Genomic DNA, 13,692 nt, shown 5'->3' on the forward strand with positions numbered 1-13,692 from the left:
CCCCAGGGGGACAAGCCTCAAACAAGCTTGCTAGGGGCGGTGCAGCTAGCCCTAAGCCAGCGGCAAATAGGTTCAAGAGCTGCTCCAGCTCCTTTTCATCGCTGCAGGCATCAAGGCTGATGCCCAGCCCATTAGCCAGCTCTAAAAAGTTGAAACCCGCCGCTTCAGCCCTGGCAATCCAGCTGGCGGGATCCGCCACAACCAGCCGCAAGGTATCGAAACTGGGCTCGGCTACCAACTCAAAACCCAGCTGACTTAAACCCTTGGCCAAAGCTGCCGTTAAACGCTGCACCTGTTGGGCTTGGGCCCGCAAACCAGCGGGGCCGTGGTGCACTGCATAGAAGCCAGCTAACACCGCCAGCAGCACCTGGGCCGTGCAGATATTGCTGGTGGCTTTATCGCGGCGGATGTGCTGCTCCCTGGTTTGCAAAGCAAGCCGCAGGGCTGGATTGCCTTCTTTGTCTTTGGATACCCCAACCAAACGGCCGGGGATTTGTCTTTTATAGGTTTCGCTGCAGGCAAAAAAAGCGGCGTGGGGTCCACCAAAGCCCAGTGGTACGCCAAACCTTTGGGCGCTACCAACGGCAATATCTACCCCTAAATTTGCCACTGGTTCCATCAACACCTGGGCCAGGGGATCCACCACGGCAATAACCAGGGCCCCAGCTGCTTTTGCCCGAGCGATTACCGCCCCAGGGTTGGGGCAAGCACCACTGGCCCCTGGCAGCTGCAGTAATAAACCAAAGCTATCGCTGCTGAATTTCATCTCGGCCGGATCCTCCAGCACCAACTCAATGGCTAGGGGTTCAGCGCGGGTTTGCAGCACCGCCAGGGTTTGGGGAAACAGATCCGCTTGCACATGGAAACGCTTTGACTCCGGCCGGTTGCTCACTCCCCGAGCTAGGGCCATCGCTTCCGCAGCTGCGGTGGCCTCATCCAGTAAGGAGGCATTGGCGATCGGTAAGCCGGTGAGCTCACTGATCAAGGTTTGGAAATTGAGTAGGGCCTCGAGGCGCCCCTGGGCAATTTCCGCTTGATATGGGGTGTAGGCCGTATACCAGGCCGGATTTTCAAACACATGGCGCTGCAACAGGGCCGGGGTGGGGCAGCTGTAGTAGCCGAGGCCGATCAAACTGCGCAGCAACTTATTTTCACTGGCCAGTTTTTGCAGATCGGCCAGGGCCTCACCTTCAGGGCAACCCTCGGGTAAACCGCCAAGGGCCTCCTCAGGGCTCAGCAGGATCGCCGCAGGAACGCATTGCTGCAGCAACTCCTCCAGGTTTTGGCAGCCAAGCCGCTCCAGCATTAATGCTTGATCAAAAGGGGAAGGGCCGAGGTGGCGCTGCACAAAACCATCGGTTTGATTCACTTGCTACTGCCCTCCACCTTGGCGCCATAGGCATCAGCGTCCATGAGGGCAGCAAGCTGTGCCGCATCTGTGGCTTCCAGCTCCAGCAACCAGCCGGCCCCATAGGGATCGCTTTGGAGCAACTCAGGCTGATCGATCACCGCCTGGTTGCAGGCCAGCACCCGACCTGCAATGGGGGCATACATCTCCTCCACCGCCTTAACGGATTCAACGGTGCCAAAGCTTTTGCCCTGCTCTAAAGCAGTGCCAGGGCTGGGCAGTTCAACAAAAACGATGTCGCCCAGTTGCTGCACCGCAAAAGCACTGATGCCCACCCGCATGGGGGCTGCATTGGGAGCTACATATTCATGGCTATCTGCATAACGCAGATCAGCGGGAAAGGAGAGGGCCATCGCCATGGGCTGGAAAGCTCCCTCAGTTTGGAGCAAGGGCCCACCAGCTTGTGAGGGCAGCGGCAAGGGCTAGGGCCCCATGGCTGCGATGGGTGCCCCCTTGGCTAAACAACACATAGGGTTCCCGCAGGGGGGCATCGGCGGAAAATTCACTGGTGCTGCCATCGACAAAACTGCCGCCTGCCATCAGCAATTCGCTTGCATATCCAGGCATGGGCGCGGGCACAGGCTTTAGGTAACTCTCAACGGGAGAGCAGCTTTGGAAAGCATTGCAAACCACCTGTAACGCCCTGGGATCGCCAAATTTCACCGCTTGAATCACATCGCTGCGGGCTGCCCCCGCTAGGGGTTGCACCTCTAAAGCTTGATTGCTGAATACCTGGGCGATTAGATCAGCATTGATCAAAGCTTCCGCCACCATTTGGGGAGCGAGAAATAAACCCTGAAATAAAAGGCGATGTAAATCAAAACCACTGCCGCCGGCTGAACCGATCCCAGGGGCCGTGAGGCGGCAGCAAGCCTGCTCCACTAATTCAGCCACGCCAGCCACATAGGCACCACTGGGAACAATGGTGCCACCGAGGTTTTTGATCAGGGAACCAGCGATTAGATCGGCCCCCACAGCGGTGGGTTCCTCAAATTCCACCAATTCGCCATAGCAGTTATCAACAAACACCAACACACCTGGCTGGATTGTTTTCAGCTGCTCCACCAGCCGGCCGATCTGAGCCACTGAAAGCGAAGGGCGCCAGCTGTAGCCGCAACTGCGCTGGATCAACACCATGCGGGTTGGCTGGCTGAGGGCATCGCTAAGGCCCAGCTCATCCACATGGCCCTCGCCAGTGAGCGCTAATTCGCTGTATTGGATCCCAAATTCCGCCAGGGAGCCCTGGCCGCTGCCGCGGATGCCGATCACCTCCTCCAGGGTGTCGTAGGGGCGGCCTGTGATCGATAGGAGCCGATCACCAGGGCGCAACACCCCAAACAGGGCAGCGGCAATCGCATGGGTGCCGCTCACAAATTGCAAACGCACTGCGGCCCGCTCCGCCCCCAGCACCCTGGCAAATACCCGATCAAGGGTGTCGCGGCCCTGGTCGTTGTGGCCGTAGCCATTCACCGAAGCAAAGTGATGGCTGCCAAGTTTTTCGGCTTGGAAAGCAGCCAACACCTTGGCTAATTGGGGTTGCACCGCTGCGGTGCGCTGCTTTGCAGCAGCTTCCAGCTGGGCTTGGGCGGCCGCAACGGCATCCCAGGCGGCGGGGCTTGCCTCGGGCCAGGTGGGATAGGAGTACAAAACAAAAAATTGCTAACCACTAACCACATTCCTGCAGCGGTGGCACCCTCGATACCGTTAAATTTGAACCTTCAGTTGTTTTAAACAAAACAAGCTGGTTTCCCCGGTTGCAACAACTGGGCTTTTTCTGGAGATTCAATTGGTTGCCGCTGCCCAGCCTTCCCCTAACACCTCTTTGAGTACCGCCGCATTAAGTGAGCAAGAACTGCAGGAAAGGCTGTATGCCAAGCGCAACCCGTTGCCGCCAAAACAAAGAAAGCTAAAAAAAGGCACCTTCTTGTTCATGCTGGCCAACCATGTGGGGGCCGTGGCGGCACTGCTGCCGATGTTTTGGAGTTGGTGGGGACTACTGGCTTTTGCAAGCCTCTATTGGGTAACAGTGCTTGGCGTAACCCTTGGCTTACACCGATTGGTGGCCCACCGCAGCTTTGAAACGCCCCAATGGTTGGAGCGCCTGCTGGTGTTGATGGGCACCTTGGGTGCCCAAGGTGGGCCGGTGGAATGGGTGGGTTTGCATCGTCACCACCACAAATTTTCCGACCAAGAAAACGACCACCATGATGCCGGCAGGGGTTTGTGGTGGGCCCATAGCGAATGGATGTTGCACAACATCCCTGCCCTGGAACATGTAGATAAATTCACCGGCGACCTGCGCCGCGATCCCTTCTACAACTGGTTGGATCGTTGGTTTTTATTGCTGCAGTTACCCCTTGGTGGGCTGCTCTATTGGTTTGGCGAAGCAAATCAAATCCACGGCGGTGGTTTAGGCCTAGTGCTTTGGGCGATACCCCTAAGGCTCACCGTTGTTTATCACGTTACCTGGCTTGTTAATTCAGCCACCCACGTATTTGGCTATCGCAATTTCGCCTGCCCAGATCGCTCAACCAACTGCTGGTGGGTGGCGCTTTTGAGCTTTGGTGAGGGCTGGCACAACAACCACCACGCCTTCCCCCATTCCGCCCGCCACGGCTTGCGTTGGTTTGAATTTGATATCACTTGGCAACACATCAAAGTGCTGCGGCGCCTTGGCCTTGCCCGCAAGTTGCGCCTTGCCCGCTATCCCGGTTGACGCAAACGATCCAATAACTTATCCACGCTGGGAAAGTTAATCTCCAACGCATTAAGCGCTGTTAGCAGTTCTGGTAATTCCAGATCCAGTTCACTGGCGTTGTAATCCTGGAGGCCAGCCATCACAGCGGCAAATTTTTCGCGGCGCTGCCGCTTTTCAACGCCATAGGCCGCCATTACCCGGCCGCTGCACTTACGCCAGGGCTGGCCAGCCGCGAGCAGATCAGCCAAGGCAGCGCTTAGGGCTGGGGATTCCGCTTCGCTGATGCGCAGATCAAAACCAGGGGGAAGGGGCCTTAAACCAACAAAGATTTCCAGCAATTCACCAGCGCCTAACACCAGGCCAGCGGCATCGATTAGGGCATGGGGAGCTGCCCCGATGCCATCGCTTAGTTCCTGCTGATCGGCAATTTCGGCGAGGGGGATCGGCGTTTGCGCTAACCACTTGTTGCAGCAGCCGAGGGCAAGGAACACCTCTGGGCCAGGGGAAGCCAACTTGCGATTGCGCAGATTTGAGAGCTGGGAGCTGTGCAACCTGCCAAGATCTAGGCGCTCCGCCAGGGCTGGCAGCACCCTGTGGGACCAGCCATTGCGTTCATGCCAGGCCCTCAAAAGGGCAGCAAAAGCGCCGTGGCCATGCTCCAAGCGCTGGCGATAATCCACCAATGGTTAGCGATGGGAATTCGTATGCAGCTCAGCTTAATGCTCCTCCACACCCAAGTCCCTGCTTAATCCGAATACGTATTGCTATGATTTGATGATCAATACGAATTCGATCTGAATGACCAGCGCAGCATTCGCCAGCATTTCCCCCCCCAGGCGCTCCCCCAGCCTGGGCAACCCCCGCAAAGGCGAGCAAGCGGGCACGGTGCCAAAGGGCGCCCGCTGGGCCACCCTCGGTTTCATGCTGGCAATTCATCTGTTGGCGGCCTATGCCCTGCTGCCCCAATTTTGGAGTTTGCCGGCCCTGGCTTCTCTGCTGGTGCTCTATTGGCTCACGGCCTGCCTCGGCGTAACGATTGGCTATCACCGCCTGCTAAGCCACCGGGCCTTTCGCCTCCCCCAATGGCTAGAGCGCTTCTTTGCCACCTGCGGCGCCCTCAGCGCCCAACACGGACCAATCGATTGGGCAGGCCTGCACCGTCATCACCATAAGTTCTCCGATACGGATGCTGATCACCACAACAGCCACCGGGGCTTTTGGTGGAGCCACATGGGCTGGATGTTCCAGGAAATCCCCGCCATGGCCTCCGTGCCCAGGCTCACTGGTGATCTGGCCAAAGATCCCTACTACCGCTGGTTGAACAAGTGGTTTCTGGTTTTGCAGTTACCCCTTGCCGGCTTGCTTTTTTGGATCGGCAGCGTAACCGGCGCCGGCGGCTGGGCCCTGGTGCTCTGGGGCATCCCCCTGCGCTTAGTACTTGTGTATCATATCACTTGGCTTGTGAATTCCGCCACCCACTGCTGGGGCAGCATTGCTTATCCCAGTGGTGATGGCTCCCGCAACAACCCCTGGGTGGCTGCACTCACCTTTGGTGAAGGCTGGCATAACAACCACCACGCCTTCCCCCACTCCGCTAAGCACGGTTTGCAACCGGGTCAAATCGACCTCACCTGGCAACACATCCGCCTTTTAAAGGCCCTAGGCCTTGCCACAAAGGTGCGCTTACCAGCTGGTGCCGTAGGCTGATGGATCGACCCAGCAGTAGCACAACTCTCAATTAAATCCCATGGCTAAGCGCGTTTCGGTGGTTCTCAGCGAAGACATCTATACCCTTGGAAAAAACGGCGACCTGGTGGATGTGGCCCCCGGCTATGCCCGTAATTACCTTTTGCCCACCGGCAAGGCCCTTGCCGTTACCCCAGCGGTGCTGCGCCAGGTGGAGCACCGCCGCGCTAAGGAAGCCGAACGGCAAGCGGCCTTGAAGGCTGAGGCCGTGGCCTTCCGCACCGCCCTAGACACGATTGGTCGTTTCACCGTGAAGAAACAAACCGGTGGTGATGATGTGCTGTTTGGCACCGTTACCAACGTGGATGTGGCCGAGGCGATTGAAGCAGCCACCAAGCAGGCGGTTGATAAGCGTCATATCAATGTGCCTGAAGTGCATCGCACCGGCAGCTACAAAGTGCAGGTGAAGCTCCACCCCGAGGTAACAGCTGAGATCAATTTGGAGGTGGTGAGCCACTAAATAGCAAATGGTTTCTGTTCCCATAAACGAACCCGAACGGGAACGACCCAAACGCACTGGTGTGGAGCTGTTTGAAGCCACACCAGATCAATTGCCGCCCCAAAACCTGGAGGCGGAAGAGGTAATTCTTGGCGGCATATTGCTAGATCCCGATGCCATCGGCCGGGTGGCTGATGTGTTGCAACCGGAAGCTTTTTACCTGGGAGCCCATCGAGAGATCTATCGCACCGCCCTGATGCTGCACAGCCAGGGCAAACCCACCGACCTCACGGCGATGGGTGCCTGGCTGGCCGACACCGGTCAATTGGAAAAAGTAGGCGGCACCAGCCGTTTAAGCGAACTGGTTGAACGCACCCTCAGCACCGCCTCAATCGATGAGGTGGCGAAGTTGGTGATGGATAAATACCTGAGGCGTCAATTGATTCGCTCTGGCAACCAGGTGATTCGCTTGGGGTTTGATCAAAGCAAACCGATGGAACAGGTGCTGGATGAAGCGGAGCAGGAAATATTTGCCATCAGCCAAGCAAAACCAAGTATTGGCCTCACCCCCACCGCTGAAATCCTCACCCGCACATTTGAAGAAATCGAAACCCGTTCCCTAGGCACAGCCGTAGCTGGGATCCCGGTTAATTTCTACGACCTCGATGCCATGACCCAAGGCTTACAACGCAGCGATTTGATAATTGTTGCTGGCAGGCCGGCCATGGGTAAAACATCAATTGTGTTAAACATGGCCAAAAATGTGGCCCAGCTCCACAACTTACCTGTGTGTGTATTCAGCCTAGAGATGAGCAAAGAACAACTCACCTATAGGTTGTTATCGATGGAGGTGGGCATTGAAAGCGGCCGCCTACGCACGGGCAGGCTCCATCAAGATGAATGGCCATTGCTGGGGCAAGGCATTAGCAACCTTGGCAGATTGCCATTATTTATAGACGACAAACCAAATACTAGCGTATTAGAAATGCGCTCTTTATGCCGGAGATTAATGGCAGAACATGGCCGTGAATTGGGCTTAATTGTGATCGACTATCTTCAATTAATGGAGGGTTCAGGTTCTGAAAATCGGGTGCAGGAGCTATCAAGAATTACGCGGGGTTTAAAAGGTATGGCACGGGAATTAAATGTGCCTGTGATTGCCCTATCCCAGTTGAGCCGTGGCGTAGAAGCACGCACTAACAAAAGGCCAATGCTCAGCGACCTGCGCGAATCGGGTTCAATCGAGCAAGATGCCGATATCGTAATGATGATTTACAGGGATGAGTATTACAACCCGGAAACCCCCGACCGGGGCATCACCGAAGTAATCATCACCAAACATCGCAACGGCCCCGTGGGCACCGCCAAGTTGTTATTTGAACCGCAATTCACCCGCTTCCGCAACCTGGCGGCACCAAGCGGCTTTTAATTCAAAACCAAACAACAGCAACATAATTTATAAATATGACCCTCTCCACTGCAGCAACTGAAAGCTTCGAGCTAATTGTGGTTGGTGGCGGCCATGCCGGCTGTGAGGCGGCCCTCACCGCTGCCCGGCTGGGGATCAACACTGCCCTTTTTACCCTCAATTTAGATCGGATCGCCTGGCAGCCCTGTAATCCAGCTGTGGGCGGACCCGCTAAAAGCCAGCTGGTGCATGAGGTGGATGCCCTTGGTGGTGTGATCGGCCGCCTTGCTGATGCCACCGCTTTGCAAAAACGGGTGCTTAACGCCAGCCGCGGCCCTGCGGTTTGGGCCTTGCGGGCCCAAACCGATAAGCGGGCCTATGCCCAACAGATGCTGCAGTTGCTGCAAAACACCCCAAACCTCTCCCTGCGGGAGGCGATGGTTACCGGCCTCGAGGTGGAAGGGAAACCAGGCGAAAATGGCCGCATCCGTGGCATCAACACCTATTTCGGCAGTGTTTATGGTGCAGACGCCGTAGTGCTCACCACCGGCACATTTTTGGCTGGCACCATCTGGGTGGGCAACCAATCGATGAGTGCTGGCAGGGCAGGGGAGCAGGCAGCTGTTGGGCTAAGCGAAGCACTCAAGGCCTTGGGCTTTCAGATGGGAAGGCTAAAAACCGGCACCCCAGCCCGGGTGGATCGCCGCAGCATTGATTTTTCTGGGCTTGAGGAACAACCAAGTGATGCGGCCGATCGCTTCTTTTCCTTTGATCCAGCCGCCTGGGTAAGCGGCGAGCAGATCAGTTGCCACATCACCCGCACCACTGCAGCCACCCATCAACTAATCAAAAACAACCTGCACCTAACGCCTATCTATGGCGGCTTTATCGATAGCAAAGGGCCCCGCTATTGCCCCTCAATTGAAGATAAAATTGTCCGGTTTGCTGAAAAGGAAAGTCACCAGATCTTCCTGGAGCCGGAGGGGCGCCATACACCAGAGATCTATGTGCAAGGCTTTTCCACCGGGCTACCAGAGCGGTTGCAACTCGAATTGCTACGCACCCTGCCGGGCCTTGAGCAGTGCGTGATGTTGCGGCCGGCCTACGCCGTTGATTACGACTATCTCCCCGCCACCCAACTAAAACCATCTCTTGAAACCAAACGGCTGGCGGGGCTCTTCTCCGCAGGCCAATTGAATGGCACCACCGGCTATGAGGAGGCCGCTGCCCAAGGCTTAGTGGCAGGGCTAAATGCTGCACGAATGCTGAGGCAAAAGCCAGCGGTTCATTTTCCAAGGGAGGGCAGTTATATCGGCACGATGGTTGATGATTTGATCAATAAAGATCTGCGGGAACCCTACCGGGTACTCACTAGCCGCAGTGAATATCGCTTGATATTGCGCGGTGATAATGCCGATCGGCGCCTCACTCCATTGGGCCGAGAGTTGGGTTTGATCGATAACCGTCGCTGGCAATTATTTGAACAAAAACAAGTTGCCATAACAGCTGAAATTCAACGTTTAGAACAACAACGGCTGCGGCTAAATGATCCTGCAGCAGAGGCTGTAATCGCTGAAACCGGCGCTCCGATTCGCGGTTCGATCACCCTTGCCGATTTATTGCGGCGCCCTGGATTCCATAGCGCTGATTTAGTTCGCCATGGCCTAGCAGCTGCCAACCTGCCTGCAGCTGTTCAGGAGGGGGCGGAAATTGATGTGAAATACAGCGGCTATTTAGCCCGCCAAGAACAGCAAATCCAACGGGTACAGGAGCAGGGCAAAAGGGCTATCCCCATGGCGATGGCCTACGCCGATATCAACACCCTTTCGAGGGAAGCGCGTGAAAAATTAGCTGCTGTGCAACCCCTAAGCCTTGGCCAAGCGGCCCGTATTCCTGGCGTTAGCGCCGCCGATATCACCGCCCTATTGCTGCATTTGGAATTGCAAGAACGGCAAGCAAAACAATTAGCCCTCGCCAGTAACCCCAAAGATCGATAGGTTGGCTCGTTCGCGGCGCCCTCCCTGACCACCAACCTGCGCCATCTCGATCAAGTGCGTCGCAACCGTTCCTATTGGGAATTGCGGGCAGAACAGATCATGGACCGAGTATTTGAACCCCTGGAGGGAAGCCCTGCGCGCCAAAAAACGATCGTTACACCAACACTTACGCCATCAATTCCCAGTAAGCCAGCAGCTAAGCGCTGGCAGCTCACCACACCAACGGCTCTGTTAATTGGCCTCACCTTGGCCAGTGCGGTGGCAGCCATGTTTTCAATGCTGCTATGGCGCAGCTGGATGCAGGCCCGGCAAGACCTGCACCAGGAACGTCAACTCTTGGTGCTGGAGAGATTGCGGGAACTCGGTCCCATCAGCCCCCCCAATCCAACCCTGATTCAACTGCCGCCTCCATTGCCTCCTCAATTGCTGCCGCCCAGTGAAGCCAACCTGCCGGAACTGGATGCCGGCTCGTTTGAAACAGCTGAGCGCACTCCAGAGCCAATTCGCGTGCCGATTCCAACCAAGCCAGCAGCAGCCGGCACATCAAATACGGCAACACCACCCCTACCTGAACTGCTTGGGGTGGTGCAGGTGCCTGGCCGGGGCAGCACAGCCATCTTCAACACCAGCAACGGTTCAGTAACAGCGGCCATTGGTGATGCCATAGGCAACAGCGGCTGGCGCTTGCAAAGTGCCAGCAATGATCAAGCCCAAATCAGCCGCCAGGGGGTAATCCACCAGCTCAGCTTGAGCAGCCGCTGAGATGGATCAAACGCTGCAACCCTCACCGCCAGCGCTCTGGACGGCCCCCAACCTCGATGGTGAACCGCTCAGTGGCCCCTGGCAATTGCTGCTGCTTGGGGATGGCAGCCCCACCCGTCATTTGCAACTGCTAACCGGCCACGCCGTGGAGGTGGAGGTGGCAGCAATGGCAGCAGATCAGCAACTGGGCGCCGCGCCACAGGAGGTGCAGGAACTACAGGCACCGCTATTAAGGCGCCAGGTGTGGCTGATCTGTGGCGGTGAAACCATGGCTTGGGCTGAAAGCTGGTGGAACCAAAGCCAGGCGGCTCAAAATCTGAAGGAGCGCCATCAACCGATTTGGCGCAGCCTCACCAGCAACCGCAGCGAACTATTTCGTGAGGTGGATGGCCTCGCTGTGGTGCAAGCCCCATGGCTGCAGGAACGCTTCCAGAGGCCAGGACCTTTTTGGAGTAGGCATTACCGCTTTTTCCGGCAGGGGACAACCCTCACGGTGATCAGAGAGGTGTTTTCGCCTGCACTGGAAGGGTTGCTGGGCCCCGCCTGCGCAGCAAAAAATAATGAATTTTTGTTAAACGTGTGTGGGGATGCTGCCAAAGCGGCTTGACAGGTTGCGTTTTTCTGCTCTCTCGGCAGGATGTTCACACTATGGGAATTCCAAATGGATCCCAACCAACCCTGGTTAACCCTCACCGACCTTGGTCGCTTATTTGGTATCTCAGCCGTGTTCTGCGGCAAATTACTGAGTGAAGCTGGCCTGCGCGACCCAGACGGCATGCCAAATGATGCAGCCCTTGATGGCGGCTACGCCTTCCGCAGGCCTGAACACAACGCCAATCGCTCAATCCTTTGGCACCAACAACGTTGCTCCGAATTGCTCTTAGAAAAAGGTTTACAACCCATGGATGAACAACAACTGGTATTGCAATGGGCCGACTTGCTCGCCGCCCTAGATGAGGGCTCCCCTTCCATCGATGCTTCCCCTGCTCAAATGGCCGAGGATCTACCCGGTCATTTGGTGCCTGCTGTGAACCAACGGCTCCAACTGCTTGGCAGTTCCTTCCAAGTAAGTGGCCGTGAAGCCGTAGCCGCTGGCAACAAGAAGTAAACGCTTCGTTTATGAATCTTGCCCGGCGAGAGTTTTTATTGTTGCTTGGCGGCACTGCCGCTGGCCTTGCCTTCAACCAAGCCGGAATCGCTAAACCTGCAGTAGCGGCAGTAGCTAATAAACCGCTTGCTTTTAAACCACTACGCACTCCATTGCCATTGCCCACCGACGGCCTCAGTGCCGCTGAGCAGTTATTGCAATATCGAGTTGTAACTATCAACGATCGCCTCGAAATCCCTGAGGGCTATAGCCAAGAGTTATTAGCCAGCTGGGGAGATCCGGTTGGCAATAGTCGATTTGGCTACAACAACGACTACTTGGCCCTCACCCCCCTAAGCCCGGAGCAGGCACTGCTCACGGTGAATTTCGAATACATCAGCCCCCTGCCCTGGCGCCAGGCATTCACTGAGGTGTTAGCTGAAAAGCTGCCCTACAGCAGCGTGGTGGCTGGGCTTGAACCCCATGGCGGCAAAATCAATGCCTGGGGCTTGCCGGCAGCAGATCCATTGCGGCTTGAGATCGAAAAGCTGGCGCAACAGGCATTAATCGATCAAGGTTTAGGCGTAATCCAACTGCAACGCTTGAGCAATGGCGGTTGGCGCCGCAACCCTGGCCGCCTCGATCGCCGCATAACTGGCCTGGCGGGCCTTAAGGAGCCAAGCCAACTGCTGCGCAGCACTGGCCCTGCCGTTGCAGTGTTTAAAAGCAGCAAGCGCCAGGGTTTTAACGATGGCCTTGGGGAGGCAATTATCGGCACTTTTGCTAATTGCGCCGGGGGCACCACCCCCTGGGGGACGGTGTTGAGTGCAGAGGAAAACTTTCAATCCCAGGTGCCGGAGGCTGTTTATGCCGACGGCAGCTCCTTTCCCCCCAGTGCCAAACCATTCCAATGCACGCAACAATCGCTTTATGGCCTCGGCAATCCCTTTGGTTTAGCTGGTAATAAATATGGCTGGATGGTGGAGCTAGATCCGGCCAACCCAAACGACCCCGGCACAAAACACACAGCTTTGGGTCGCTTTCGCCATGAGGCGGTAGCCATCAGGGCAGATGCCGGAAAGCCCTTAGAGGTTTATTCCGGTTGCGATCGCCGCGGCGGCCATATCTATAAGTTTGTGAGCAATGGGCTGGTGCAAAACCCTAAAGATCCAGCCAATAGCGAGCTGTTTCATGCCGGCGTGCTCCATGGCGCTGTTTTCAATCCCAATGGCAGCGGTGAATGGCGGCCCCTACTGCCCACAACAGCTGTAGCTCCGATCGCTGCACCGGTGCTAGTGCCCCATGCCAACCGCAAACAAGGGGGCGCCCAACTTCTCAAACAAAGCAGCGAAATCAGCGCCTATAGCAACCAATACCGCAATCTCGGCGATCTATACAGCGAATTGGGCGCGATCTTGATCGATGCCCACCTTGCCGCCAATGCGGCTGGCATCACAGGCACCGCCAGGCCAGAAGACACTGATATTGATCCCCGCAATGGCGATTTATTAATTGCCTTCACCTCCGGTCTGCCCGGTGATGAAGGGGTGCCCGACCAAAGCATCTTTAAGGGGCCTAAGGGTCAAACCCCCTGGAATGGCGGTTGGATTATGCGGCTGCGGGAAAGCGCTGGCGGCAAATTCAAATGGAGCATGGTGGCAACTGGCGGCACACCCCAAGAAGGGGGTCTTGGCTTTGCCAATCCCGACAACCTTGCATTCGATCCCAGCGGTGCCCTTTGGATGGTTACCGACATCGGCACCAAAGAGCAAAACGACTACCGCAGCGGTGGTGAATATGGCAACAATGCCTGCTGGGTACTGCCCACTGGCGGCAGCCAAGCGGGCAAGGCTTTTTGCTTTGCGATCGGCCCGATGGAATCGGAACTCACCGGTCCGTGCCCCAGCGCTGATGGCCGCAGCCTTCTACTCGCCGTGCAACATCCAGGCGAATTAAACGGAAGGCGGCAACGGGGAGCAAAGGAAGCCCGTGGCTTTGAACTGCAAAACAATGCAGGCAAAAGCTTTAAGCAATTGCGCTGGGTACCCCTTGGCTCCAATTGGCCCCAGGGAAGCAGTGATGCCTGGCCCCGCCCTGGGGTGGTGGTGATTCGCCGCAATGATGGCGCGCCCCTGTTGGGTTAGGGC

The 13,692-nt window shown here is 56.6% G+C and carries 12 protein-coding genes and 1 pseudogene; 9 read left to right on the top strand and 4 right to left on the bottom strand.

All coding sequences use genetic code 11. From position 1 onward, the window contains the following. The 3 genes and pseudogenes from C7K08_RS05480 to C7K08_RS05490 form a co-directional block, all read right to left on the bottom strand. Positions 1-1,306: pseudogene (locus C7K08_RS05480) on the bottom strand (glycine dehydrogenase); the annotation flags it as partial. Between the two features lie 59 nt (positions 1,307-1,365). Then, positions 1,366-1,761 carry a glycine cleavage system protein GcvH gene (gcvH, locus tag C7K08_RS05485; protein ID WP_106499700.1) on the bottom strand — a complete coding sequence of 132 codons (396 nt, stop codon included), beginning with the start codon at positions 1,759-1,761 and terminating at the stop codon, positions 1,366-1,368. A 22-nt stretch (positions 1,762-1,783) separates the two neighbouring features. Next, on the bottom strand, positions 1,784-3,055 hold the full coding sequence (locus tag C7K08_RS05490; protein ID WP_106499643.1) for a methionine gamma-lyase family protein: 1,272 nt from the start codon (positions 3,053-3,055) through the stop codon (positions 1,784-1,786). Between the two features lie 175 nt (positions 3,056-3,230). Here C7K08_RS05490 and C7K08_RS05495 point away from each other — a divergent pair, with 175 nt between their 5' ends. Then, positions 3,231-4,124, top strand: coding sequence for an acyl-CoA desaturase (locus tag C7K08_RS05495; RefSeq protein ID WP_106499701.1), 894 nt, complete (start codon positions 3,231-3,233; stop codon positions 4,122-4,124). Here the strand turns inward: C7K08_RS05495 and C7K08_RS05500 are convergent. After that, the gene (locus tag C7K08_RS05500) at positions 4,112-4,786 is read right to left on the bottom strand and encodes a hypothetical protein (RefSeq protein WP_106499702.1); all 675 of its coding nucleotides are present in this window, start codon (positions 4,784-4,786) and stop codon (positions 4,112-4,114) included. The two genes, C7K08_RS05495 and C7K08_RS05500, sit on opposite strands and share 13 nt — an antisense overlap. Positions 4,787-4,904: 118 nt before the next feature. Here C7K08_RS05500 and C7K08_RS05505 point away from each other — a divergent pair, with 118 nt between their 5' ends. Genes C7K08_RS05505 through C7K08_RS05545 form a run of 8 tightly spaced genes read left to right on the top strand, consistent with a single transcriptional unit; the run spans position 4,905 to position 13,689 of the window. After that, positions 4,905-5,813 (top strand): acyl-CoA desaturase, encoded by a 909-nt coding sequence (locus C7K08_RS05505; RefSeq protein WP_106499644.1) that lies wholly within the window; start codon positions 4,905-4,907, stop codon positions 5,811-5,813. A gap of 40 nt (positions 5,814-5,853) precedes the next feature. Beyond that, positions 5,854-6,312, top strand: a complete 459-nt coding sequence (gene rplI / locus C7K08_RS05510; protein WP_106499645.1) for a 50S ribosomal protein L9 — start codon at positions 5,854-5,856, stop codon at positions 6,310-6,312. A gap of 7 nt (positions 6,313-6,319) precedes the next feature. Then, positions 6,320-7,720 (top strand): replicative DNA helicase, encoded by a 1,401-nt coding sequence (gene dnaB, locus C7K08_RS05515; protein ID WP_106499646.1) that lies wholly within the window; start codon positions 6,320-6,322, stop codon positions 7,718-7,720. 35 nt (positions 7,721-7,755) lie between these two features. Then, the gene (gene mnmG, locus C7K08_RS05520; protein ID WP_106499647.1) at positions 7,756-9,696 is read left to right on the top strand and encodes a tRNA uridine-5-carboxymethylaminomethyl(34) synthesis enzyme MnmG; all 1,941 of its coding nucleotides are present in this window, start codon (positions 7,756-7,758) and stop codon (positions 9,694-9,696) included. Between the two features lie 54 nt (positions 9,697-9,750). Then, on the top strand, positions 9,751-10,458 hold the full coding sequence (locus C7K08_RS05530; protein ID WP_133165159.1) for a hypothetical protein: 708 nt from the start codon (positions 9,751-9,753) through the stop codon (positions 10,456-10,458). Between the two features lies 1 nt (position 10,459). After that, positions 10,460-11,065, top strand: coding sequence for a chorismate lyase (locus C7K08_RS05535; protein WP_106499650.1), 606 nt, complete (start codon positions 10,460-10,462; stop codon positions 11,063-11,065). Positions 11,066-11,095: 30 nt separating this feature from the next. Then, the gene (locus C7K08_RS05540) at positions 11,096-11,566 is read left to right on the top strand and encodes a hypothetical protein (RefSeq protein ID WP_193464812.1); all 471 of its coding nucleotides are present in this window, start codon (positions 11,096-11,098) and stop codon (positions 11,564-11,566) included. A gap of 11 nt (positions 11,567-11,577) precedes the next feature. Next, on the top strand, positions 11,578-13,689 hold the full coding sequence (locus C7K08_RS05545) for a PhoX family protein (RefSeq protein ID WP_106499651.1): 2,112 nt from the start codon (positions 11,578-11,580) through the stop codon (positions 13,687-13,689). The last annotated feature ends 3 nt before the right edge of the window (positions 13,690-13,692 follow it).

Origin of the sequence: Synechococcus lacustris str. Tous (assembly GCF_003011125.1) — a bacterium.
Lineage (GTDB): Bacteria > Cyanobacteriota > Cyanobacteriia > PCC-6307 > Cyanobiaceae > Synechococcus_D > Synechococcus_D lacustris.

Coding starts and splice junctions, on each gene's coding strand:
- gcvH (WP_106499700.1), bottom strand. CDS start 1,761: ATGGCCCTCTCCTTTCCCGCTGATCTGCGTTATGCAGATAGCCATGAA.
- C7K08_RS05535 (WP_106499650.1), top strand. CDS start 10,460: ATGGATCAAACGCTGCAACCCTCACCGCCAGCGCTCTGGACGGCCCCC.
- C7K08_RS05505 (WP_106499644.1), top strand. CDS start 4,905: ATGACCAGCGCAGCATTCGCCAGCATTTCCCCCCCCAGGCGCTCCCCC.
- dnaB (WP_106499646.1), top strand. CDS start 6,320: ATGGTTTCTGTTCCCATAAACGAACCCGAACGGGAACGACCCAAACGC.
- C7K08_RS05545 (WP_106499651.1), top strand. CDS start 11,578: ATGAATCTTGCCCGGCGAGAGTTTTTATTGTTGCTTGGCGGCACTGCC.
- C7K08_RS05540 (WP_193464812.1), top strand. CDS start 11,096: ATGTTCACACTATGGGAATTCCAAATGGATCCCAACCAACCCTGGTTA.
- mnmG (WP_106499647.1), top strand. CDS start 7,756: ATGACCCTCTCCACTGCAGCAACTGAAAGCTTCGAGCTAATTGTGGTT.
- rplI (WP_106499645.1), top strand. CDS start 5,854: ATGGCTAAGCGCGTTTCGGTGGTTCTCAGCGAAGACATCTATACCCTT.